This is a genomic window from Streptococcus sp. 4886 (genome assembly GCF_013276485.1).
Taxonomy (GTDB): domain Bacteria; phylum Bacillota; class Bacilli; order Lactobacillales; family Streptococcaceae; genus Streptococcus.
Genome location: NZ_VMLD01000008.1, coordinates 46,162 through 69,724, shown reverse-complemented (window position 1 = coordinate 69,724; position 23,563 = coordinate 46,162). Strand labels below are relative to the sequence as shown.

At 41.9% G+C, this 23,563-nt stretch carries 26 protein-coding genes and 2 pseudogenes; 18 read left to right on the top strand and 10 right to left on the bottom strand.

Going from position 1 to position 23,563, the window contains the following annotated elements:
* The 8 genes from queE to sstT all read right to left on the bottom strand — a co-directional run bounded on the left by queE (nt 1) and on the right by sstT (nt 5,409).
* Nucleotides 1-717, bottom strand: coding sequence for a 7-carboxy-7-deazaguanine synthase QueE (gene queE / locus HT679_RS03800; protein WP_173213080.1), 717 nt, complete (start codon nt 715-717; stop codon nt 1-3).
* Nucleotides 710-1,153, bottom strand: coding sequence for a 6-carboxytetrahydropterin synthase QueD (gene queD, locus HT679_RS03795; RefSeq protein ID WP_033681471.1), 444 nt, complete (start codon nt 1,151-1,153; stop codon nt 710-712). The genes queE and queD overlap by 8 nt, the downstream gene beginning before the upstream one ends.
* Nucleotides 1,153-1,806: a 7-cyano-7-deazaguanine synthase QueC gene (gene queC / locus HT679_RS03790; RefSeq protein WP_173213078.1), complete on the bottom strand. Its 654-nt coding sequence runs from the start codon at nt 1,804-1,806 to the stop codon at nt 1,153-1,155. Before queC ends, queD begins: the two co-directional genes overlap by 1 nt.
* A 201-nt stretch (nt 1,807-2,007) precedes the next feature.
* Nucleotides 2,008-2,322 (bottom strand): thioredoxin, encoded by a 315-nt coding sequence (gene trxA / locus HT679_RS03785; protein ID WP_173213076.1) that lies wholly within the window; start codon nt 2,320-2,322, stop codon nt 2,008-2,010.
* 16 nt (nt 2,323-2,338) lie between these two features.
* Nucleotides 2,339-2,560, bottom strand: coding sequence for a DUF4649 family protein (locus HT679_RS03780; protein ID WP_000570249.1), 222 nt, complete (start codon nt 2,558-2,560; stop codon nt 2,339-2,341).
* A gap of 99 nt (nt 2,561-2,659) precedes the next feature.
* The gene (locus HT679_RS03775; protein ID WP_173213074.1) at nt 2,660-3,040 is read right to left on the bottom strand and encodes a MarR family transcriptional regulator; all 381 of its coding nucleotides are present in this window, start codon (nt 3,038-3,040) and stop codon (nt 2,660-2,662) included.
* A 142-nt stretch (nt 3,041-3,182) separates the two neighbouring features.
* Nucleotides 3,183-4,136, bottom strand: coding sequence for an aromatic acid exporter family protein (locus tag HT679_RS03770; protein WP_173213072.1), 954 nt, complete (start codon nt 4,134-4,136; stop codon nt 3,183-3,185).
* 67 nt (nt 4,137-4,203) lie between these two features.
* A complete protein-coding gene (gene sstT, locus HT679_RS03765) occupies nt 4,204-5,409 on the bottom strand; it encodes a serine/threonine transporter SstT (protein WP_173213070.1) in 1,206 nt (401 codons plus the stop codon).
* Nucleotides 5,410-5,547: 138 nt separating this feature from the next.
* Here sstT and HT679_RS03760 point away from each other — a divergent pair, with 138 nt between their 5' ends.
* The 11 genes from HT679_RS03760 (at nt 5,548) to HT679_RS03710 (ending at nt 13,652) form a co-directional block, all read left to right on the top strand.
* Entirely contained in the window at nt 5,548-6,108 is a 561-nt protein-coding gene (locus HT679_RS03760) for a mechanosensitive ion channel domain-containing protein (RefSeq protein ID WP_001168881.1), read from the top strand.
* Nucleotides 6,109-6,168: 60 nt separating this feature from the next.
* A complete protein-coding gene (locus HT679_RS03755) occupies nt 6,169-7,074 on the top strand; it encodes a magnesium transporter CorA family protein (RefSeq protein WP_000242264.1) in 906 nt (301 codons plus the stop codon).
* A gap of 16 nt (nt 7,075-7,090) precedes the next feature.
* Nucleotides 7,091-7,618 (top strand): YqeG family HAD IIIA-type phosphatase, encoded by a 528-nt coding sequence (locus HT679_RS03750; RefSeq protein WP_000234220.1) that lies wholly within the window; start codon nt 7,091-7,093, stop codon nt 7,616-7,618.
* Nucleotides 7,619-7,620: 2 nt separating this feature from the next.
* On the top strand, nt 7,621-8,727 hold the full coding sequence (yqeH, locus tag HT679_RS03745) for a ribosome biogenesis GTPase YqeH (protein ID WP_173213068.1): 1,107 nt from the start codon (nt 7,621-7,623) through the stop codon (nt 8,725-8,727).
* Nucleotides 8,728-8,939: 212 nt separating this feature from the next.
* Nucleotides 8,940-9,251 (top strand): ribosome assembly RNA-binding protein YhbY, encoded by a 312-nt coding sequence (gene yhbY, locus HT679_RS03740; RefSeq protein ID WP_000060169.1) that lies wholly within the window; start codon nt 8,940-8,942, stop codon nt 9,249-9,251.
* Nucleotides 9,252-9,302: 51 nt separating this feature from the next.
* Nucleotides 9,303-9,932: a nicotinate-nucleotide adenylyltransferase gene (locus HT679_RS03735; protein WP_007517837.1), complete on the top strand. Its 630-nt coding sequence runs from the start codon at nt 9,303-9,305 to the stop codon at nt 9,930-9,932.
* Nucleotides 9,932-10,525, top strand: a complete 594-nt coding sequence (gene yqeK, locus HT679_RS03730; RefSeq protein WP_173213066.1) for a bis(5'-nucleosyl)-tetraphosphatase (symmetrical) YqeK — start codon at nt 9,932-9,934, stop codon at nt 10,523-10,525. Before HT679_RS03735 ends, yqeK begins: the two co-directional genes overlap by 1 nt.
* On the top strand, nt 10,526-10,879 hold the full coding sequence (gene rsfS, locus HT679_RS03725) for a ribosome silencing factor (protein ID WP_173213063.1): 354 nt from the start codon (nt 10,526-10,528) through the stop codon (nt 10,877-10,879).
* Nucleotides 10,880-10,989: 110 nt separating this feature from the next.
* Nucleotides 10,990-11,730, top strand: coding sequence for a class I SAM-dependent methyltransferase (locus tag HT679_RS03720; protein WP_345890090.1), 741 nt, complete (start codon nt 10,990-10,992; stop codon nt 11,728-11,730).
* Between the two features lie 9 nt (nt 11,731-11,739).
* A complete protein-coding gene (locus HT679_RS03715) occupies nt 11,740-12,558 on the top strand; it encodes a hypothetical protein (RefSeq protein ID WP_117306509.1) in 819 nt (272 codons plus the stop codon).
* Nucleotides 12,555-13,652 (top strand): nucleotidyltransferase, encoded by a 1,098-nt coding sequence (locus HT679_RS03710; protein WP_173213062.1) that lies wholly within the window; start codon nt 12,555-12,557, stop codon nt 13,650-13,652. The genes HT679_RS03715 and HT679_RS03710 overlap by 4 nt, the downstream gene beginning before the upstream one ends.
* Before the next feature lie 153 nt (nt 13,653-13,805).
* Here HT679_RS03710 and HT679_RS03705 read toward each other — a convergent pair whose 3' ends face one another.
* Both HT679_RS03705 and HT679_RS03700 read right to left on the bottom strand, forming a co-directional pair.
* On the bottom strand, nt 13,806-14,183 hold the full coding sequence (locus HT679_RS03705) for a helix-turn-helix transcriptional regulator (RefSeq protein ID WP_173213059.1): 378 nt from the start codon (nt 14,181-14,183) through the stop codon (nt 13,806-13,808).
* Nucleotides 14,184-14,529: 346 nt separating this feature from the next.
* Nucleotides 14,530-14,868, bottom strand: a complete 339-nt coding sequence (locus tag HT679_RS03700) for a helix-turn-helix transcriptional regulator (protein ID WP_173213057.1) — start codon at nt 14,866-14,868, stop codon at nt 14,530-14,532.
* A 135-nt stretch (nt 14,869-15,003) separates the two neighbouring features.
* Between HT679_RS03700 and HT679_RS11265 the strand changes: the two are divergent.
* The 7 genes and pseudogenes from HT679_RS11265 to HT679_RS03665 form a co-directional block, all read left to right on the top strand.
* A pseudogene (locus HT679_RS11265) lies at nt 15,004-16,950 on the top strand (SEC10/PgrA surface exclusion domain-containing protein); the annotation flags it as partial.
* 621 nt (nt 16,951-17,571) lie between these two features.
* Nucleotides 17,572-17,924, top strand: a pseudogene (locus tag HT679_RS11260) (N-acetylmuramoyl-L-alanine amidase family protein); the annotation flags it as partial.
* An 8-nt stretch (nt 17,925-17,932) separates the two neighbouring features.
* A complete protein-coding gene (locus HT679_RS03685; protein WP_173213055.1) occupies nt 17,933-18,115 on the top strand; it encodes a type II toxin-antitoxin system Phd/YefM family antitoxin in 183 nt (60 codons plus the stop codon).
* Nucleotides 18,116-18,383: 268 nt separating this feature from the next.
* Entirely contained in the window at nt 18,384-19,997 is a 1,614-nt protein-coding gene (locus tag HT679_RS03680) for a ribonuclease Y (RefSeq protein WP_173213053.1), read from the top strand.
* A 129-nt stretch (nt 19,998-20,126) separates the two neighbouring features.
* Nucleotides 20,127-20,753: a guanylate kinase gene (gmk, locus tag HT679_RS03675; RefSeq protein ID WP_000775041.1), complete on the top strand. Its 627-nt coding sequence runs from the start codon at nt 20,127-20,129 to the stop codon at nt 20,751-20,753.
* Nucleotides 20,754-20,777: 24 nt separating this feature from the next.
* The gene (rpoZ, locus tag HT679_RS03670; protein WP_000979235.1) at nt 20,778-21,092 is read left to right on the top strand and encodes a DNA-directed RNA polymerase subunit omega; all 315 of its coding nucleotides are present in this window, start codon (nt 20,778-20,780) and stop codon (nt 21,090-21,092) included.
* A 65-nt stretch (nt 21,093-21,157) separates the two neighbouring features.
* Entirely contained in the window at nt 21,158-23,554 is a 2,397-nt protein-coding gene (locus HT679_RS03665; RefSeq protein ID WP_173213051.1) for a primosomal protein N', read from the top strand.
* Nucleotides 23,555-23,563: the final 9 nt, after the last annotated feature.

Below are 23,563 nucleotides of genomic sequence, written 5' to 3'. Positions count from 1 at the left end.
TTAAACACCACGTTGGTTATCGTAGAGGAGGGTATGGAGTTGAGGAAGGACGCGGACATTGCCCCAGCTATCATCAGCGGCGATGAGTTCCCAAAGTTCTTTGAGGCGGTCCAGTTGGTCTTGGACAATATTGCCTGTAGCTTTGGGCTCAGGATTTCCAGCTGATAAGAAAAGGACATCTGGTTGATAGCGCTCTTGAATCCCTTTGGCAAAGGCTAAATCGGCATCATCAAAGACAGGGATTTTAAAGGTGACCTTATCTGGATCGAGTTGGGAAACGATAAAGTCCAAGGTCTCAAAGTTGACTTCCATCTTGGATGAAGGAGGTTTGGGACTCAGGGTGACTTGGTCGATGTCTTTTAACCAATTTTGCCAGCGAGAGCCCTGGGTTTCAACAGCCAGAGTGACACCGCGTTCCTTGAGTTTGGTGACCAGCTCGGCCATGTTGGCTGCTAGGATAGCAGGATTTCCCCCAGATAGGGTTACATAGTCGTAGCTTCCTAGTTTATCTAAGGCAGCAATGACCTCATCAGCTGTCATGCGAGTTGGTTTTTCAGAGCCGTCCCAAGTGAAGGCAGAGTCGCACCAGTCGCAATGATAGTCGCAACCTGCAGTGCGAACAAACATGGTTTTCTGCCCAATAGCACGGCCTTCTCCTTGAAAAGTTGGGCCGAAAATTTCCAGAACTGGTAGTTTGAGGACACATTCCCTAGTCATCTAACCACTCCCGTCTAAACTCTGCAAAGGCAGTCGGAGTTTCATAGAGGCGAACATATTCCAAACGGAGACCGCGCTCATCTGGCAACTCTTGGTTCATGGTTTGGAAAATCCAGTAAACCATATTTTCAGCAGTTGTGTTCATATAGGGAAGAGTTTCATTGAGATAGCGATGATCCAAGTGGGGCTCTAAGTAGTTCTTGTAGATGGCTTTGATGTCTCCAAAATCGTAGGTCATGCCACGTTCATCTAAAAATCCACTGACAGCAATCTGCAGATGATAGGTGTGGCCATGCAGGGATTTGCATTTTCCCTCATAGTGAAAGAGGTGGTGAGCAGCATCAAAGGTAAATTCTTTGGAGACTAGAGTCCGATAAGGATTGTAGACAAGAGACTCTCCGGTTTCCTGTTTGATTTCTTTGGGTGCAAAAAACATTAGGCTTCTCCTTTCTGTGAGAGATAAACATCTAACCCATGTTGACGTAGATGGCAGGCTGGGCAATCTCCACAGCCACTTCCGATAATCCCGTTGTAGCAGGTTAAGGTCTTTTCACGAACATAGTCAAAGGCACCGAGTTGGTCAGCTAACTCCCAAGTTTCAGCCTTGTCCAGCCACATGAGAGGTGTTTGGATAACGAAGTCGTAATCCATGGCAAGGTTGAGGGTAACATTAAGGGATTTGACAAAGACATCCCGACAATCAGGGTAGCCTGAAAAATCTGTCTCGCAGACACCTGTCACGATGTCTTTAATGCCACATTGCTTAGCAAGAACAGCCGCAAAGGATAGAAAGAGGTGGTTGCGACCATCAACGAAGGTATTGGGAACCTCTCCCTCTTTTTGCTCAATTTCCAGATCAGAGGTCAAGGCATTTTCAGTGATTTGTCCCAGCAGAGACATATCTAGGATGTGATGACGAATGCCTTGTTCCTTGGCGATTTCTTGGGCAACTTGAATTTCAAGATGATGGCGTTGGCCGTAGGCAAAGGTAACGGCTTCAACAGTTTCATAGTGTTCTTTAGCCCAAAAGAGGCAGGTTGTAGAATCTTGACCGCTACTAAAGACGACCAAGGCTGATTGACGTTTCATAGTACTCCTTCCAAAATGGGAAATGTTCAGAGCACGCAAAAAGCTCCCATGAGGGAGCTAAAAAATACCAAGTCAAGGTTTTTTTTAGCGATGGCGTGTCCCAAACATCGTAATATTCTACATACAGTCTAGCATATTTTTTGAAAAATGGCAAAGGGCAAGAAAAAAGAGACCAAAGCAAGTACTTGGTCTCTAATGTGATTAGCTCAATTCAGCAACGATGGCCTTGATTTGTTCTGCTGTGTGAACACCAGCAACTTGTTTGACAACTTGGCCGTCTTTTTTGAAGAGAAGAGTTGGGATAGACATGATTCCAAAAGCACGAGCTGTGTTTGGATTTTCATCCACGTCCATTTTAACGATTTTCAAGACATCTTCTGAAAGTTCTTCAGACAATTTATCCAAGATTGGACCTTGCATACGACATGGACCACACCAAGTTGCCCAGAAGTCTACCAAGACCAAACCGTCTTTTGTTTCTTGTTCGAATGTTGTATCTGTAATTGCTTTTGCCATTGTATTTCTCCTTTTTTTAGTTATATTGGCTTAAATCTTGTTTCTTGAGATAGAAGAAGATATCTCCATAAGTTCCATGGTAGTCCAAATCATGACCGTTATAGGTTAATTTTTGGACAGGGTAGTAGTCTGCGACGCCGATAAGGCAAGCTTGTTGCGAACGATCAAAGTCTTCATAAGAATCGAAGGTTACAGTTCTTTCATTCTTGCTGGCATCTAAATAGGTGATTTCAATCATGTTTAAAACTCCTTTGTTTGATGATGACTTTATTTTACTCCTTGTAGAAGAGAATGTCAATAAAAATGATTGCGCACGCAACTTTTTTCTAAAATCATCTCAAATCAAGAAATCCAAACCAGTTTCCAAGCTTGCTTCGACAGCCTTTTGTAGAGAGGCCAGTGTTTTTTGCCCATCACTTGTCAGGCAGATAAAACTAGAGCGTCTATCTTGATGGCAACACATGCGACTGAGTAGACCGCAATTTTTAGCTTCCAAGCGAGCCACCATCCGAGAAACTGCGCTCGGGCTCAGATGAAGCTTATCTGGCAGGTCAATCTGGCGTAGAGATTTTTCTTCAGCCAAGTCCAGATAGTAGAGCAGGTAAAACTCTTTCAAGGTCAGACTTTGCTCGCTCTTCTGGGCAATGGTCTCTTCCAAGAGACTTTCAATTTCTTTCTGACGCCGATTGAAGTCAAACCATTTTTCCAAATAGGTCATAGTATCTCCTTTCTTTTTAGAGTTGTAAATAGAAGAAAGTCCATTTACGGACAGTCTCTGCATCACAAGATGATTGCGCATGCAATGATTATACTACTTTTCAAGAATGCTGGCAAGCTCTGTTTTTTAGTGGTTTTCTTTTTTACTGTCCATATTTTTGGTAAAAATCAACTTTTACTTGGATGAAAGTTTTGGCTTCGCGTAGAAGCTGAAGAAGGGTGGCGCGGGTTTCAAATTCGTCTCTTGTTTTGGGCAGACTGCGGTTGCGAAAGACTTCTAGATAGCGTTCAATTTCATCTAGTAAATCAGAAGCAGGATTGGTCTGACTCAGTTGACCGGCAATTTTTGAAAAGAGTTGGGCCAAAATCAGGCTCTCACTGGCAGCTAGGTGGCAGGTGTTGATTTGTTGGGCCATATTTCGCAGGATACGACTTTGTCGCTGTCTCATCTCAAAGTAGTGGATATGGTAGTCGGTTTGGTGAAAGAGGTGGTCAGAGTGATCCAAATAGACCAGTCTGAGGGCTTCTTCCAAAAGGGTGTCTAATTCTGCTACCAGCTGTGCTCGGTTGCGTCCGTCCCCTCTGGATAAATAGTATTTGAAGCGCTGGAGGATATCTTTTAACTTTTCTTCTACCAATGTGTGGTAGTGCTGGATTTCCTCTTCTCGTGAAGGCATGTAGAGATTAACAAGTAAGGCAAATCCTGTACCGATAGCAAAGAGAAGGAGTTCATTGACTAGAAGGTCTGGAGAGGTTGACTCTTGTACCAAGAGATGGCTAACCAAAACAGTGCTTGGTGTGATGCCAATTTCCCAGCCCATCTTGTAGGCTAGAGGCACATAGAAGGCAAGATAGAGGCCAAGGCTCCAGATATGAAATCCGCTCAAGTGAAAAGCTAGAACACCGATAGCCAGAGCCAGAAGCATGGAAAAGAGTCGATTGCGAGCCAGTTTTAAAGTAGTTCTACGCGTATCAGATAGGCTCAAGAGGGCGATAATTCCAGCCGAAACTGCTGAGGAAAGATTGAGAAAATAAGCAAGAAGGCAGGCAAGGCAGGTAGCTAAGATGAGCTTGGTCGTACGTTGGCTAATAGACATAAGAATTTCCTAATAAGTTAGCATAAAAGCGTAAAAGACAAGACCTGAGCAGGCTTGTCTTTATGAGTTATTTTTTACGGGCTGCTGCGTATTCGGCAACGGCAGTAAAGAGGACATCTGTAGAAGAGTTAAGGGCTGTTTCACATGAGTCTTGGATGACACCAATCACAAATCCAACCCCAACAACTTGCATGGCAATATCGTTAGAAATACCGAAAAGGCTACAAGCAACTGGGATAAGAAGGAGGGAACCTCCGGCAATACCTGAAGCACCGCAGGCTGAGATAGCTGCTACCACACTGAGGACAAAGGCTGTAGCAAAGTCAACAGGAATTCCAAGAGTGTTAACTGCAGCAAGGGTCAAAACGTTAATGGTAATCGCTGCTCCAGCCATATTGATAGTAGAACCAAGTGGGATAGAAACAGAATAGGTATCTGGGTTTAGCCCAAGGTCATGGCAGAGTTTCATGTTGACAGGAATGTTAGCCGCAGAACTACGAGTGAAGAAGGCTGTCACACCGCTGACACGGAGGCAGTTCCAAACTAGAGGGTAAGGATTGCGTCTCATAAAGAAGAAGGCAATCAAGGGGTTGACCACAAGGGCAACAAAAAGCATAGTCGTTACTAATAGAACCAATAAAATACCGTAGTTGGCAAGGCTTCCGATTCCCTTGTCAGAGATGGTTTTGAAGACAAGACCAAGGATACCAAATGGGGCTAGGTTAATGATCCATTCGACAATTTTAGAAGTCACGTCAGCGATAGTTTTTAGTAATTCTTTACTATTTTTGCTGGCTTCTCTCATGGCAATCCCGAAAACAACTGCCCAAGATAGGATACCGATGTAGTTGGCAGTAATGAGGGCATTGACGGGGTTGTCAACCAGTTTGAGCAAGAGGTTGCTGAGGACCTGCCCAATCCCATCTGGTGGTGCAATTTCAGTATTGGCACTATTTAGGGTAATTTCAATAGGGACGATGAAACTAGCTAGTACAGCTACAAGAGCAGCAGCAAAAGTCCCTAGGATATACAAGAAAATAACAGTTTTCATATTGCTATCTTGCCCCTTTTGATGTTGGGAAAGGGCATTGGCAACGAGGGCAAAGACTAGGATAGGAGCAATAGCTTTTAGACCTCCGACGAATAAATCCCCGAGTAGCCCAATTCCTGAGAGATTAGGAAGGGTCAGTCCTAGGATTCCCCCACAAAGCATACCAATCAAGATACGCTTGACAAGGCTTGCCTTATTCCAAGCATGAATGATTCTTTTCATAATAATCTCCTTTTTGTGTAGTGATTATGATTATAGTATAAATGATAGACAAAATCAAGAATTTTCTGTCTATTTTTTGAATATTTATGGAGAATGAGACTGATGAAAATATGGTATAATGAAATGAAGGAGTTTTATATGCAAAAATTTATTCAAGCTTATATTGAAAAGCTAGATGTGACAACCATTATCGAGAATATTCTAACCAAGATCATTTCTCTTTTACTGCTTTTGATTGTATTTTATATTGCTAAAAAAATGCTTCATACCATGGTGCAGAGAATTGTTAAACCTTCTCTAAAAATGTCTCATCATGATGTCGGACGCCAAAAGACTATTGCGCGTTTACTAGAAAATGTGTTTAATTATACGCTATATTTCTTTTTACTCTACTGTATTTTATCGATTTTAGGTTTGCCAGTTTCTAGTTTGCTGGCAGGTGCTGGTATCGCTGGGGTGGCCATTGGGATGGGAGCCCAAGGCTTTCTATCTGATGTCATCAATGGCTTTTTCATCCTCTTTGAACGTCAACTGGATGTGGGAGATGAGGTTGTTCTGACAAATGGTCCTATTACTGTATCGGGCAAGGTTGTCAGTGTGGGAATTCGTACGACCCAGCTTCGTAGCGAGGAGCAAGCCCTTCACTTTGTCCCTAACCGAAATATCACGGTTGTTAGCAATTTCTCACGCACAGACTAGACCTGTTATTTTAAGTAATTTGTGGTACAATAGAAAGAGTTTAATAAAGGAGAAAAAAAGATGGTTTTAGAAAAGCAGTTGGGCAATGGTTGTACCTGGATAGACCTTGATGTGGATAAGATTAAAAATATGGAAGATCTTTCTGACATCTATGGATTGGACAAGGAAACCATTGAGTATGCTCTGGATAGAAATGAACGAGCTCATATGGATTATAACCGTGAAACGGAGACGGTAACCTTTATTTATAATGTTCTTGATTTAGAAAAAGACAAAGAATATTATGAAGCGATTCCGATGACCTTTATCGTTGAAAAACAACGAATGATTACCATCAGCAACCATAAGAATGCTTATGTCATTGATCAGATGTCAGCTTATCTGGATAGCCATGAGTCGCTTTCTATTTACAAGTTTCTCTTTTCTGGTTTAGAGATTATCAGTAACGCTTATTATCCTGTCATTGAAGAGATGGATAAAAGTAAGGACGAAATTAGTGCCTTGCTACGTCAAACTACAACAAAGAAAAATCTCTTCGCCCTCTCTGACTTGGAGACTGGTATGGTTTACTTGACAGCAGCAGCAAAACAAAATCGACTCCTCTTGGAACATATCCAGGGCCATGCTCTTTATCGGAGATTTAATGATGTCGAACGAGAGCAGTTTGATGATGCCATGATTGAAGCCCATCAGTTGGTGTCTATGACAGACTTGATTTCTCAAGTCTTGCAACAACTCTCAGCTTCTTACAACAACATCCTAAACAATAACTTGAATGATAGTTTGTCAATTTTGACTATTATCTCCGTCTTACTAGCAGTACTTGCGGTTATTACAGGTTTCTTCGGAATGAATGTTCCTCTACCATTTACAGAAGAGCCAAATGCTTGGATTTATATCTTAATGACTAGCTTGATTTTATGGGTGGCCTTATCTCAATGGCTGAAGAAAATTACTAGAAAATAAAAGAAAAGGAGCCAAAATGGTGATTGAAAACTACATGCCAGACTTTGCTGTGGAAGCAGTCTATGATCTGACAGTCCCAAGCCTGCAGGCGCAGGGAATCAAGGCTGTTTTGGTCGATTTGGACAATACCCTCATTGCTTGGAATAATCCTGACGGGACGCCAGAGATGAAGCAATGGCTACATGATCTTCGGGACGCGGGCATTCGCATTATCGTGGTCTCAAATAATACCAAAAAACGAGTTCAACGCGCAGTTGAGAAATTTGGGATTGATTACGTTTATTGGGCTCTGAAGCCCTTCACATTTGGAATTGACCGTGCCATGAAGGAATTCCACTATGAGAAAAGTGAAGTGGTCATGGTTGGCGACCAGCTCATGACAGATATTCGAGCAGCCCACCGTGCAGGTATTCGCTCAATCTTGGTCAAGCCCCTGGTTCAACACGACTCTATCAAGACGCAGATTAACCGAGCTCGTGAGCGCCGTGTGATGCGAAAAATCACTGAAAAGTACGGACCGATTACATATAAAAAAGGAATTTAACTATGGAAGAAATTCTCTGTATTGGTTGTGGAGCAACCATTCAGACGACAGACAAGGCTGGTCTTGGCTTTACCCCCCAGTCGGCACTTGAAAAAGGTTTGGAAACTGGCGAAGTCTATTGCCAACGCTGTTTCCGTCTCCGCCACTACAATGAAATCACGGATGTCCAGTTGACGGACGATGATTTCCTCAAGCTCTTGCACGAGGTGGGAGACAGTGATGCTTTAGTGGTCAATGTCATTGATATCTTTGATTTTAATGGCTCTGTTATCCCAGGCTTGCCACGTTTTGTCTCGGGTAATGATGTCCTCTTGGTGGGAAATAAAAAAGATATCTTGCCCAAGTCTGTTAAACCAGGCAAGATTAGCCAGTGGCTCATGGAGCGTGCCCACGAAGAAGGCCTTCGTCCAGTCGATGTTGTCCTAACTTCAGCACAAAACAAACATGCCATTAAGGAAGTCATTGACAAGATTGAACACTACCGTAAGGGCCGTGATGTCTATGTGGTCGGTGTGACCAACGTTGGAAAATCAACCCTTATCAATGCTATTATCCAAGAAATCACGGGTGACCAAAATGTCATTACGACTTCGCGCTTCCCAGGGACAACCTTGGACAAGATTGAGATTCCGCTTGACGACGGATCTTATATTTATGATACGCCGGGAATCATTCGCCGTCACCAGATGGCCCACTACTTGACGGCCAAAAACCTCAAGTATGTCAGCCCTAAAAAGGAAATCAAGCCTAAGACCTATCAGCTCAATCCTGAACAAACCCTGTTTCTAGGCGGTCTAGGACGCTTTGACTTCATTGCGGGTGAAAAGCAAGGTTTCACAGCCTTCTTTGACAATGAACTCAAATTGCATCGTACCAAGCTAGAAGGAGCTAGTGCTTTCTACGATAAGCATCTCGGAACACTTTTGACACCACCAAATAGCAAGGAAAAAGAAGATTTCCCAAGGCTAGTCCAGCATGTATTTAACATTAAGGAAAAGACAGATTTAGTCATCTCTGGACTCGGCTGGATCCGCGTAACAGGTACAGCCAAAGTCGCCGTCTGGGCACCAGAAGGCGTCGCCGTCGTCACACGAAAAGCAATTATTTAAAATAAAATCACTGAGCGAACAAAGTGAGCTCATACAAAGATAGTTATTGCTGTGGTGTCTTGCCAATCGATAGATTGGCAAGGGGCGCAATTGAGACCAAGGCTCAATTGTGAGGTCAGGAAATCCATTTTTCAAAGATGAGATCTTTGGAAAATTAGTTCCGACCGTCCCTCACCACCTAAAATAACTATCAAAAAACAAGGAAGAAAATTATGTCATTAACATCAAAACAACGTGCCTTCCTCAACAGTCAGGCACACACCCTCAAACCCATCATCCAAATCGGGAAAAATGGACTGAACGACCAAATCAAAACCAGCGTCCGTCAAGCTCTTGATGCCCGCGAATTGATTAAAGTAACGCTCTTGCAAAATACAGATGAAAATATCCACGAAGTAGCTGAAATTTTGGAAGAAGAAATCGGTGTGGATACTGTCCAAAAAATCGGACGCATCTTGATTTTGTTTAAACAATCCAGCAAGAAAGAGAATCGCAAGATTTCTAAAAAAGTCAAAGAAATTTGACCCCCATACTCCAAACAACTGTTTTTACAGAGAAATAAAGGAGACTAGCCTATGGCAATCGAATTATTGACTCCCTTTACCAAGGTAGAGTTGGAGCCAGAAATCAAGGAGAAAAAACGCAAACAAGTCGGGATTTTAGGTGGGAATTTTAACCCTGTTCACAATGCCCATCTGATTGTTGCTGACCAAGTACGCCAGCAGTTAGGACTGGATCAAGTCTTGCTCATGCCTGAATACCAACCCCCTCACGTAGATAAAAAAGAAACCATCCCTGAGCACCATCGTCTCAAGATGCTTGAATTGGCGATTGAGGGGATTGAAGGCCTAGCCATTGAAACCATCGAGTTGGAGCGTAAGGGTATTTCCTACACCTACGACACCATGAAAATCTTGACAGAGCAACATCCTGACACGGATTACTACTTCATTATCGGGGCAGATATGGTGGACTATCTGCCTAAGTGGTACCGAATTGATGAACTGGTAGATATGGTTCAGTTTGTGGGAGTTCAGCGCCCACGCTACAAGGCAGGGACTTCCTATCCAGTTATCTGGGTGGATGTGCCTCTCATGGATATCTCGTCCAGCATGGTGCGTGACTTCCTTGCCCAAGGTCGGAAACCCAACTTTCTCCTGCCTCAGCCTGTACTAGACTACATCGAGAAGGAGGGGCTTTACTGATGGCCTATCAAGACTATATCAACTGCTCTCGTGAGGTTTTGTTGGAAAAAATGGCAGAGCTTCTACCCGAAAAACGCTTAACCCATTGCTTGGGTGTGGAGCGTGCAGCCATAGAACTGGCTCAGCGATTTGGAGTCGATACTGAGAAAGCAGGACTAGCAGGCCTTCTTCATGACTATGCTAAAAAGTTGTTAGATCAGGAATTTCTGAATTTGATTGACCGTTATCAGCTGGATCTTGACCTCAAAAACTGGGGCAATAATGTCTGGCATGGCATGGTTGGAATTTACAAGATTCAGGAAGATTTGGATTTGCATGATTCAGAAATCCTGCGAGCCATTGAAATCCATACAGTCGGTGCTGGTCAGATGACAGACCTAGATAAAGTCATCTACGTCGCAGACTACATAGAGCACAATCGTGCCTTTCCAGGTGTGGATGTGGCGCGTGAAATTGCTGAGCTATCGCTCAATAAGGCGGTAGCCTACGAAACAGCTCGTACCGTGGAGCATCTAGCTCATCAGGGATTCCCCATCTATCCCCAAACCCTTGAAACCTATAACGCCTTTGTGCACTATTTGAAAGAGGACTAAATGAACGAAAAAGAATTACTAGAACTAGTCGTGAAAGCGGCTGATGAGAAACGTGCGGAGGATATCCTCGCACTTGATGTACAAGATTTGACCAGTGTGACAGACTATTTTGTTATTATTAGCTCGATGAATAGCCGTCAGTTGGACGCTATCGCTGACAATATCCGTGAAAAAGTAGCTGATGCAGGCTTTAAAGGTAGCCATATCGAAGGTGATGCAGCTGGAGGCTGGGTCCTACTAGACCTCGGCACTGTCGTTGTGCATGTCTTTTCAGAAGAAATGCGTGCCCACTATAACCTAGAAAAATTATGGCATGAGTCGGATTCAGTAGATATTTCAGAAGCTCTTGCCTAGAAGATGAACTCAGTTGTAGTCAACTGGGTTTCTTTGCTTATTTTAGAAGGAAATTGATAGAAAGGTGAGGGCTAGTGGTGTTTGCCATGGAGGCTCTGAGTATCATGATTATGGCAACTTATGAAACTTTTGCGGCGGTCTATGATGCAGTCATGGATGACAGTTTATATGACAAATGGACTGATTTTTCGCTGCGTCATTTGCCAAAAACTAAGGAGAGAAAGAAACTCTTGGAATTGGCTTGTGGGACGGGAATTCAATCAGTGCGCTTCTCTCAGGCTGGTTTTGATGTGACTGGACTTGATTTGAGCGCGGATATGCTGGGGATTGCGGAGAAGAGAGCTTCTTCAGCCAAACAAAAGATTGATTTTATGGAAGGCAATATGCTGGATTTGTCTAAGGCAGGTCAATACGACTTTGTCACTTGTTATTCGGACTCTATCTGCTATATGCAGGATGAGGTGGAAGTAGGGGACGTCTTTAAGGAAGTGTACAATGCGCTTAATGAAGACGGAGTTTTCATCTTTGATGTGCACTCGACCTACCAGACAGATGAAGTATTCCCTGCCTATTCCTATCATGAAAATGCGGAAGATTTCGCCATGCTCTGGGATACCTACGAGGATGCAGCACCTCACTCCATCGTCCATGAGCTGACTTTCTTTATCAAGGAGGCAGACGGTTCCTTTAGTCGCCACGATGAAGTGCATGAGGAGCGTACATACGAAGTCTTGACCTATGATATCTTGCTGGAGCAGGCTGGGTTTAAGTCTTTCAAACTCTATGCAGACTTTGAGGACAAGGAGCCAACAGAAACCAGTACCCGTTGGTTTTTTGTGGCGCAGAAGTAGGAGATTAGCATGATAAAAGGACTAGTTTGGCTGTTAGTATTTATATTAATTTATTTTGCTGCTTATTGTATAAAATTTAGAGATAGTATTAGATTTAAATCAATTGCTGTTAGTAAAGCTGAGTTTCAGAGTGATATTGATTTCTTTCGTGAACATATATCTTTTAAAAGTTGGGAAAAAGGAATAAAATCGATTTTCTGGATTTTAATAGCAAGTGTTATTGTTGTATTTGTATTGACGTTACATCTGTTACTATTAGTTTTAAAAATACCATTATTATTTTTGAAGAAGATTGTAATTTATGAAACTGATAATAAGTTTGAATTTTTTAAATATGTCATACTTCCTATGAGTTTGGCGTATTTATTTATAGGGTATTCCAAAACTGTGAATATAAGTGATACATCTGTAAATATGATAATTTGTTTTGGAGATAAAATTATAAAATTGATCAGTGAATATTCAATTATTCCAAACGCTTTGTTTTCCATTTTAGTTGTATGTTATGTGATCAAATTGTCATTAAAAAACGATACAGATTTTATTAAAGAATTGTTTGAGTATTTTTTGATCTGGATTAAAATTATTATAGTTGCATTACTATTTATTTTAATCGGTGGATCTTATGTTCTCCTTTTAGACGAAATAAAAAATTCTAGTTCTAATTTAGATCCATATACGATTATACCGATATTTATTGCTAGTTGTATTGTCACATCCAAGATAATTGTTAGATTAATAGTTGTTAAAAGTAATAATGTGTCAATGAAGGCTAAACGATACCCCTATAGAACAAAAAGGAAATATAGACGTAGGAGATTAGCATGACCATCACAGGTATTATCGCGGAGTTCAATCCTTTTCATAATGGGCATAAATACCTGCTGGATCAGGCTGAGGGGCTGAAAATTGTTGCCATGTCTGGGAATTTCATGCAGAGAGGCGAGCCTGCTATTGTGGATAAGTGGACAAGGGCCCAGATGGCACTGGAAAATGGAGCGGATCTGGTAGTAGAATTGCCCTTTTTAGTCAGTGTTCAGGCGGCGGATTTCTTTGGCCAAGGAGCTGTGGATATCTTGGCTCGTTTGGGGATTGATATTCTAGCTTTCGGGACAGAGGAAGTTCTGGATTATCAAAAAATATCTGACTTATACACAGAGCAAGCTACTGAGATGGAGAAATTTGTGGAAAATCTGCCTGATTCCCTTTCCTATCCCCAGAAAACCCAAGCCATGTGGAAAGAATTTGCAGATCTTGATTTTTCAGGCAATACACCCAATCATGTCCTTGCTCTTGCTTATGCCAAGGCGGTTGCTGGACGAAACATCAAGCTCCATCCGATTCAGCGTCAGGGAGCGGGTTATCATTCTGTGGATAAGGATGTAGACTACGCCTCGGCGACAGCTCTGCGTCAGCATCAGTCAGACCAAGATTTCTTAGAACGCTTTATGCCTTCTGTTGCCCTATTTGAGCAGGCCAGTAAGGTGAGCTGGGAAGACTATTTTCCCTTGCTCCGCTATCAAATCTTGTCCAATCCAGACCTAACCACTATCTATCAGGTCAATCAGGAAATGGCAGTGCGCATCAAGGATGCCATCAAGACAGCCCAGTCTGTGGAAGACTTGGTTGAGGCGGTTGCGACCAAACGTTACACCAAGGCGCGTGTCAGACGCCTTTTGACTTATATTTTGGTGCAAGCTAGAGAAAGTGACTTACCAGAAGCTATTCATGTTCTTGGCTTTACTGAAAAAGGCAGACAACACCTCAAATCTCTGAAAGAGCAGGTCTCTCTAGTCAGCCGAATTGGCAAAGAACCTTGGGATGCCATGACCCAAAAGGCGGATCAGATTTACCAACTGAGACAGACAAGTATAGCAGAGCAGAATTTTGGAAGAGTGCCGATTAGAATAGAAAAGAACTAGAATATGGATAGGATAAAAAGAACCTACTAAAAGTTGGGAAATGGCTTTCAGTTGGTTCTTTTCTTGTTCTCTGTTATAAAGTATTGAATACCTTATAAATTTGTTCTATTAGAAGCCTTGTTTATTCGTTGAAAGCTTCCTTACCATCTATATTTATTTTATGTTTTTTACAATTTCATTAAAGGAGGATATAATTTTTCCTTGTTTCTCTTTGGGTAACTTTGTTAGGTTGTCGAAAAGTATTTCTAGGGAGTCTTCACTTTCTGAGTCATATGCTTGTAGCTTAAGGAAGTCTTTTCTTTCTCTATCGTATGCTTGTAGGTTAAAGAATTCTTCTACGGTAATACCTAATGCTTTGATTACCGATTCAAGAGTTTTTATCTTAAAATCATATTTCATATTTTCCATGTTTTGAATTGCCTTGATACCCAAGCCAGCTAATTCTGATAATTTCTCTTGACTTAATCTCTGTTCTTTTCGACATTCACGGATTCGAAAAGCTATATGTTTTTGTAATCTATCATGTTTCATGCTATATATCATTTTACTATGTATTTTCTTTAAAAATAAGTACAGCAAACTATACAAAATAAGAAAAGTATGGTAAAGTAGTATAAAAATAATGAATAGATTGAAAACCATACAATCGGAATTTAGATAGGATTGATTCTAGGTTAAAAGGTAGAGTAGTCATAGTCGTAATTGATTCAGCTATAAGTAAGGGATTTGTTAGTCTGATTGACACTCGCAAATAGCATTTTGAACTATTTGCGTCTAGTTTTCTATATAAAAGTAAAAAAGAAAGCTTTGCGCCTTCTTAAAAAATTATGGGAAATCTAATGATTGCAAATGATAAAGAAGCAAATCAGAACATCTGTTATTTGACTTCTTTGAGAATGAGTATCAAGGCATCTAAGACTCGGGAACGTTGTTCTGTTGGAAGAGTTTTTAATTCATCAACAAGTAGAGAAATTTTGGGGTCTTCTTCTTTTAACTGTATGTCAAAGAATGTATCTAAATCTACTTCTAATGCTTCCATTACTTTCTCTAGCGTTTGAATTTTTAAGTTAGTTGAAAGATTTTCTAATTTGTAGATATAATTAGTACCCAAATCAGCCATCTCTTCTAGTTGTTCTTGAGTATATCCTCTTTCTAAACGTAATAGACGGATTCTTTTAGAGATGTAATCTTGAAGATTGCTTTTGTTATTTGTCATGTAGTACCTCGCTACTTACATGATACAGTCAAAATGGTACAAATTTTAGACTTTTTAAAGTTATTTTACACATAAACAACCTTTAAAAGTTATTTTGTGATATAATAAGTTTATAAAGAAAAAAGAGGAAACAATATGAAAAAATCAACAATCGCAATGACAGCAGTCGCAGCTGCTACAGTTTCTCTATTTAACACAGTAGGCGCAGAAGAAGTCGCTCCAAAACCAGTGAATGTGGAAGCGCCAAAGGCGGAGGTTGTGGAAACAACTGCTCCTGCGGTGGCAACAAAAGAAGAGGTTGCTACAAAAGAAGCAGAAGCTAAGAAAGCGGATCAAGAAGTAGTAGAAGCAAAACAGGCGGTAAAAGATGCCAAGCGTGCTACAAATGAAGCAGATTCTCTTGTCAATGAGAAAACAGAAGCTGTAAAAAAAGCAGAGGATTTTGCGAAAAAGGCAAGCCCAGCAGTTATTGCAGAAGCAGAAAACGAAGTTGTTAAGGCTGAGTCTGCTGTTCCTGCAAAAGCAGAAGCTCTTAGAAATGCAGAAGCAAATGCTGAGAAAGCAAGCCAAGCGGTATCTGTACAAGAAGCAGTTGTAGCAGAAAAAGAAGCTACTCAAGCTACAAAAGAAAAAGCACTTACAAGTGCCACAGAAGCGGTTCAAATCGCCACAGACGCGGTTAATGGCAAAGGCTTGGAAAATGCCAAGGAAGCACAAAAAGAAGCGACAGAAGCCGAAAAAACAAGCAAACAAGCGCAAACAGATGCAGAAACTGCCTTAAAAAATGCAGAGACAGCAAATCAAGCTACTCAAGCGCAAATTGAAGGTGCAAAAGCAGATATTGCTACAAAAACTCAAGCGGTATCGGATGCTAAGGCACGTAAAGAACAAGCAGAACAAGCTCTTAAAGCGGTCACTGCTGAAGTTAACGCTCTTATCGAGTCATCAAAACCACTTGCAAAAGGGTCTATCCAATTCAAAGAAGCCTTTGTTTCTAAAATCAAAGAAAAAATCCAGTTGAATAAGGATTATTGGGCAATTCCAGATAATAAACTTACTCAAGCGGATATTGATAAATTTGAAGCTCGTAATAAAGAGTTGAAAAAAGAGATCACTGACATGGTTGGAGATAGCATCCAATCTAAAAACCTTGTCTTGAGCGAAGCGGATAAGGCAGATAAGACACAGTATGATATCAATAATCTTCCAAAAGAAGTCCGTGATGATTTGACACTATTCGCTGCCGACTTGATTTCAAACTTGCGTGAGCAGTTGGGTCTTACAGACGTTGTTGTAGCAAAAGACTCCTTTGAGTTCGCAGAAAAAGTCGCAAAAGAGTACATCAAAGGTGGTTGGTCTATCGCACGTCGCGAAGAGTTCATTGCGCGTGGTGGTTTCGGTCACTATGCTAAGGGTATCCATGCGGTTGCAGATGCTTATGGTTTGAACGGTTTCCATCCTACTGAAGCTGAAATGAATAAAGGTATTCAAGGCTATGAAAATTCAGAATCTCATACTGTATCAGGTTCTGTTAAATTGACTAAAACTGAGATGCGTAAGGAATTATTTACCTCTTTATCTGATTTAGTAAGTAATGAGCAAGATTATGCACATCTAGTCGGTATTTTGAAGTTTGATAATCCTACAGAAATCTCATATTTTGGTGGTTTTGCACAAAGTGTTACTAATGATCTTTACAATAATCATTTTATCACAGGTATCACAGGAAGCCGAGCAAAAGGGTCTAAGTTCAACACAACAGAAATCACAAATCCTTACACAGTAGCTCGCAAAGATAGCTCAGCTACTGCTAAACTAGAAGCTAAAAAAGCAGAAAAAGCACAAGCAGAAGAAACTCTTAAAACTGCTAACCAAACTGTAGCTGAAGCAGAAACTGCATTGCAAACTGCAAACTCAAACTTGAAATCTCAAGAAGCTCAACTTAAAGATACAGTAGCCTTGAAAGAAACTCTTCAATCTGTTACAACAACTCATAATCAAGCTGTTGTTGCCTTGTCAAATGCCAATGCCTTGGTTGCTACCTTGTCTGCTACAAAGGCAGATAAAGAAGCGAAATTGGCAGAGTTGAAGGAAACTGCTAAACAAGCAGAGAAAGAGTTTAACCAAGCGAAAGCAGAAACAAAAGCAGAAAAAGAAACTCTTTCTTCTCTTAAAGAGAAAGCAGAAGAAGCTACCCAAGCGGTATCAGTTGCCAAAGAAGCACTTAACCAAGCCAAAGCACAAGTTGTTTCTTCAAAAGAGTTGGTTCAAGATTTGAAAGTTGCTGTAAAAGAGCTTGAAACTCGCAAGGCAGAGTTGAAAGAAGCAAAAGCAAACCAAGCAACTGCGCAAGAAGCACTTGAAGCAAAAGAAAAAGTAGCCAAAGAAGCGAATAAGGCTTATGCGACAGCAAAAGCAAGTTATGAAGCAGAAGAACTGAAGAAATATCCTGTAACAGAAAAGGGTATCCCTGAAGTTCGTCCAGCTCTTCCAGAGTTTGTACTTCCAACAACTCCATCTGCTCCTAGCGTTCCTAGCACACCTGTAGTTCCTGTAGCTCCTGTTGTTCCAACAACTCCACGTGTTGAAGTTCCTGTTGTGAATAACAATGGTGGGGTTTCTGGCCAAGATAAAGTCAAAGTAGATGTAGTTGCCAAACAAAAAACGGAAACTAAGAATACAAAAGATTCTCAAGCTGGTAACTGGATTGAGTCATCTGGTCGCTGGTGGTATCAGCATGAAGATGGTTCATACACTACTAACGGTTGGGAACAAATCGAGGGTACATGGTATTACTTTGACAATACAGGCTGGATGCAAACTGGCTGGGTCAAAGACAATGGCACATGGTACTATCTTAAAGAAAATGGTAAAATGGCTACTGGTTGGGTAAAAGATAATGATACATGGTATTATCTTGATAGCGCTGGAGCTATGAAAACAGGCTGGTTTACAGTTTCTGGTAAATGGTACTATGCCTATACTCAGGAGCTTTAGCAGTGAATACTACTACACCAGATGGCTATACGGTCAATGCCAATGGTGAGTGGGTATAAAGGAATATATGAAGAAGGTAAATGATGAATTTGATCCTTTGACGGTGGTCAATAAAAATCCAGACGAGGACATTGTAGTCCTTTCAAAGAGCGAGTGGAATAGTATTCAAGAAACTCTGAGAATCGCCCAAAATAAGGAGTTATCTGACAAGGTTTTGCGAGGAATGGATAAAATTCGCGCAGGACACTAGTCTAATTTACAGAGAATACTGAGTGAAATCTTGCTGTTGTTAGAAACAAATTTCTTGCATTCTAACGATTATTAGGAAGTCTACTGAAAAGTAGGCTTTTTCTCAAGTCTCTACTAAACTACTATTTCTAAATAACAAGTTTATTTTAGCAAATGTGTTCCAATTTCCCCAAAACATATTCTATTTTAGGTTTGTGAAAATCACTTTTTTATGGTAGAATGTAAAAGAATGTATGTCATTCAGAATAACAATAAAATGAGGTAAAAACATGGAAATCATGTCGCTTGCGATTGCTGTTTTTGCCGTCATCATTGGTTTAGTCATTGGATATGTCAGCATCTCAGCTAAGATGAAATCATCTCAGGAAGCTGCGGAGTTGATGCTTTTAAATGCTGAACAAGAAGCAACTAATTTACGTGGACAAGCTGAGCGTGAAGCGGATTTACTTGTTAATGAAGCCAAGCGTGAAAGCAAGTCTCTTAAAAAAGAAGCACTATTGGAGGCCAAAGAAGAAGCCAGAAAATACCGTGAAGAAGTGGACGCTGAATTCAAATCAGAACGTCAAGAACTCAAACAAATCGAAAGTCGTTTGACAGAGAGAGCTGCTAGCCTTGACCGTAAGGACGACAATTTGACGAGTAAAGAACAAACACTTGAACAAAAAGAACAAAGTATTTCTGATAGAGCGAAAAACCTTGATGCGCGTGAAGAGCAATTAGAGGAAGTCGAAAGACAAAAAGAAGCAGAACTAGAGCGTATTGGTGCCCTGTCTCAGGCAGAAGCACGAGATATTATCTTGGCTCAGACAGAGGAAAACTTGACCAAGGAGATTGCCAGCCGTATTCGCGAAGCTGAGCAAGAGGTCAAGGAACGTTCTGACAAAATGGCCAAGGATATCTTGGTTCAAGCTATGCAACGTATCGCTGGTGAATATGTAGCGGAGTCAACAAACTCAACAGTTCATCTTACAGACGATACTATGAAGGGACGCATTATTGGTCGTGAAGGTCGTAACATTCGCACCTTTGAAAGTTTGACAGGGGTTGATGTGATTATCGATGATACACCAGAAGTGGTGACCTTGTCAGGTTTTGATCCGATTCGTCGCGAGATTGCCCGTATGACTATGGAAATGTTGCTCAAAGATGGTCGTATTCATCCAGCTCGCATCGAAGAGTTGGTTGAGAAAAACCGTCAAGAGATTGACAATAAGATCCGTGAATACGGTGAGGCTGCTGCCTATGAGATTGGTGCGCCGAACCTTCATCCAGACTTGATGAAGATTATGGGACGTTTGCAGTTCCGTACTTCTTATGGACAAAATGTCTTGCGCCATTCGATTGAAGTTGCTAAGTTGGCTGGTATCATGGCGAGCGAACTTGGTGAAAATGCGGCTCTTGCCCGTCGTGCTGGTTTTCTTCACGATATTGGGAAAGCTATTGACCGCGAGGTTGAAGGTAGCCACGTTGAAATTGGGATGGAATTGGCTCGTAAGTACAAGGAACACCCAGTTGTTGTCAATACGATTGCTAGTCACCACGGCGATGTAGAAGCTGAAAGCGTGATTGCAGTGATCGTCGCTGCGGCAGATGCCTTGAGCGCAGCCCGTCCAGGTGCTCGTAGTGAGTCTCTTGAAAGCTACATCAAGCGTCTTCATGATTTGGAAGAAATTGCTAACGGCTTTGAAGGGGTACAAAATAGCTTTGCCCTTCAAGCAGGACGTGAAATCCGTATCATGGTCAATCCAGGACAAATCAAGGACGACAAAGTCACAATCTTGGCTCACAAAGTTCGTGAGAAAATTGAAAACAATCTCGATTACCCAGGAAATATCAAGGTAACCGTGATTCGCGAGCTTCGTGCAGTAGATTATGCCAAATAAATAAGAAAGAGCAGTTGAAAAATTACTGCTTTTTTGTTACACTAGATAGAAAGACTGTAAAGGATAATCTGGCTTTTTGCCATTATTCTAGAGAAATGTTATTTCACAGACTGACTAAAAGGAGACACAATGGCAGACCGAGGCTTACTAATCGTTTTTTCTGGTCCTTCAGGGGTTGGAAAAGGAACGGTTAGAAGAGAGATTTTTGAGAGTTCTGAAAACCAATTTCAATACTCTGTATCGATGACGACACGCGCACAACGTCCTGGAGAAGTGGACGGTGTTGATTATTTCTTCCGTACTCGGGAAGAGTTTGAAGAGCTGATTCGTCAAGGACAGATGTTGGAATACGCAGAATATGTCGGCAACTACTATGGAACTCCTCTAACCTATGTCAATGAAACCTTGGACAAGGGAATTGATGTCTTCCTTGAAATTGAAGTTCAAGGTGCTCTTCAGGTCAAGAAAAAGGTTCCAGATGCTGTCTTTATCTTCCTGACACCACCAGATTTGGATGAATTACAAGATCGTTTGGTAGGTCGTGGAACAGATAGTGCGGAAGTGATTGCCCAACGAATCGAAAAAGCCAAGGAAGAAATTGCCCTCATGCGTGAGTATGATTATGCGATTGTCAACGATCAGGTGCCCCTAGCTGCTGAACGTGTCAAACGTGTGATCGAAGCAGAGCATTTCCGTGTGGATCGTGTCATTGGTCACTATCAGGAGATGTTACCGAAATCTCCAACTACCCGATAAAATTTAGAAAATAGGTACAAGCAAATGATGTTAAAACCCTCTATTGATACCTTGCTCGACAAGGTTCCTTCAAAATATTCACTCGTAATCTTGGAAGCAAAACGTGCCCACGAATTGGAAGCAGGTGCGCCAGCTACTCAAGGTTTCAAATCTGAAAAATCAACTCTTCGCGCTTTAGAAGAAATCGAATCAGGAAACGTTACAATTCACCCAGATCCAGAAGGAAAACGTGAAGCGGTGCGTCGCCGTATCGAAGAAGAAAAACGCCGCAAAGAAGAAGAAGAGAAGAAAATCAAAGAGCAAATTGCTAAAGAAAAAGAAGATGGTGAAAAAATTTAAGGTTGGGGGGACTCAATCTTATTTTTTCTATTGCAAGAATGTACTGACAAGGAGGAGGTGAGAAGATGGCTATAGCCAAGATTATTGTAGATGTGCCCTTGATGCAGACGGACCAGCCCTATAGTTATAGGATTCCTGAGGAATTTGAGGGAATGCTAGAAGTTGGGATGCGGGTTCATGTGCCTTTTGGTAAGGGCAATCGCCTGATTCAAGGGATTGTGCTTGGTTTGGAGTCCCAACCAGATGAAGAAGAGGTTAATCAAGATTTAAAAGATATTGCGGAGGTTCTGGATTTTTCTCCTGTTCTCACGCAAGAACAACTCTGGCTGGCTGAGGAGTTACGCAAATCTGTCTTCTCCTACAAAATCTCTATCCTAAAGGCTATGTTACCAGGATTTCTGAACTCCAGCTATGACAAGATTCTCTATCCTCTGGCAGGCCTAAGTCAGGAAGACCGAGAGCGCTTGTTTGGTTCAGAAGATTCGCTAGCCTTTTCTTCTCTAGATTTAGCTAAGCAAGCTGAAATGATGCGTTTGACTAGAAAAGGCTTGCTTGGTCTAGAATATCAGGCGATTGATCAAAAGAAGGTCAAGACCCAGTCTTGGTATGAGGTAAATCTTGCTCAATTAGAAGATGTAGAGATTTCTACACGTGCTAAGAAAAAGTTGGAATTGAGATATTACTTGCTGTCTCATCCTGAGAGTGCTTCCTTGGCTAGTTTGTTAGAGTCCTACTCGCGAGAGCAAGTCAACTTCTTTGTGGAACAAGGTGCTGTGACCATAGTCCAAAAAGAAGTGCAACGCTCAGCTGCTTATTTTGAAGGCATTGAGACAAGTCGACCTTTGGAGTTGAATCCAGAGCAAAGACAGGCGCGTGATGCGGTTGTGAGTGCGATTGGCAGTCATAGGCCTCCCTTCCTCCTTCAAGGGATTACGGGAAGTGGGAAGACGGAGGTTTACTTGCAGATTATCCAAGGGGCCTTGGACAAGGGTAAGACAGCTATTTTGCTAGTGCCTGAGATTTCCTTGACTCCACAAATGACGGAGCGTTTTATTGCTCGATTTGGTGAGAAAGTGGCCATTCTTCACTCAGGCTTGTCTAATGGTGAAAAGTATGATGAATGGCGCAAGGTGGAACGCGGCGATGCCCAAGTTGTGGTTGGTGCTAGATCTGCCATCTTTGCTCCGCTGAAAAATCTAGGTGTTATGATTATCGATGAGGAGCATGAAGCGACTTATAAGCAGGACAGCAATCCCCGTTACCATGCCAGAGAGGTAGCTATTTTACGGGCTCAGTATAATCAAGCAGCCCTGGTACTTGGTTCAGCAACTCCTAGTCTGGAAAGCCGGGCGCGTGCTGGCAAAGGCGTCTATCAACACTTACGTCTAACCCAGCGTGCCAATCCTTTGGCAACGATTCCTGAGGTTCAAATGATTGACTTTCGGGACTATATCGGACAAAACGAGACGTCAAACTTTACGCCTCCTTTGCTAGAAGCCATTCAAGACCGTCTGGCTAAAAAAGAGCAGGTGGTTCTCATGCTCAATCGCCGTGGTTATTCTAGCTTTGTCATGTGTCGGGAGTGTGGGACGGTGGATACTTGTCCTAACTGTGACATTTCCCTGACCTTGCACATGGATACCAAGACCATGAACTGCCATTATTGTGGTTTCTCGAAAGACATTCCTCAGGACTGCCCTAACTGTAAGAGTCGCAGTATTCGTTACTATGGGACAGGGACTCAGAAGGCTTTTGACGAGCTGGCAGAACTCTTCCCCCAGGCCCGTATTCTGCGGATGGATGTGGATACGACTCGTAAGAAAGGTAGTCACCAAGCCCTGCTTGACCAGTTTGGACGAGGTGAAGCGGACATATTGCTTGGTACACAGATGATTGCCAAGGGATTGGATTTTCCCAATGTGACCCTAGTCGGAGTGCTCAATGCGGATACGGCCTTGAATCTACCAGATTTCCGTTCTTCTGAGAGAACCTTCCAGCTCTTGACTCAGGTGGCAGGTCGAGCAGGTCGGGCTGAAAAAGCAGGTCAGGTCTTGATACAGTCCTACAATCCGCAGCACTATGCTATTCGATTTGCCAAGGATCAGGACTACGAAGGCTTTTATGCCTATGAAATGGGCATTAGACGACAACTAGGTTATCCGCCTTACTATTTCACCATTGGCATTACCCTTTCTCACAAGAAAGAAGAAGAGGTAGTCAAACGTGCCTATGAAGTCATGAACATTTTGCGGTCAGGTTTGTCTGAAACTAGTCACATTCTTGGTCCAACGCCCAAACCCATTGCTCGTACCCACAACCTTTATCATTACCAGATTTTAATTAAATACCGTTTAGAAGATGAGATGGGGCCGACCCTCAACCAGGTCTTGGCTCTGACTCAAGAACGGGAAAATAGTGAGCTCCGTCTCAGCATTGACCATGAGCCACAGCAATTTTTATAAGAAGGAGAA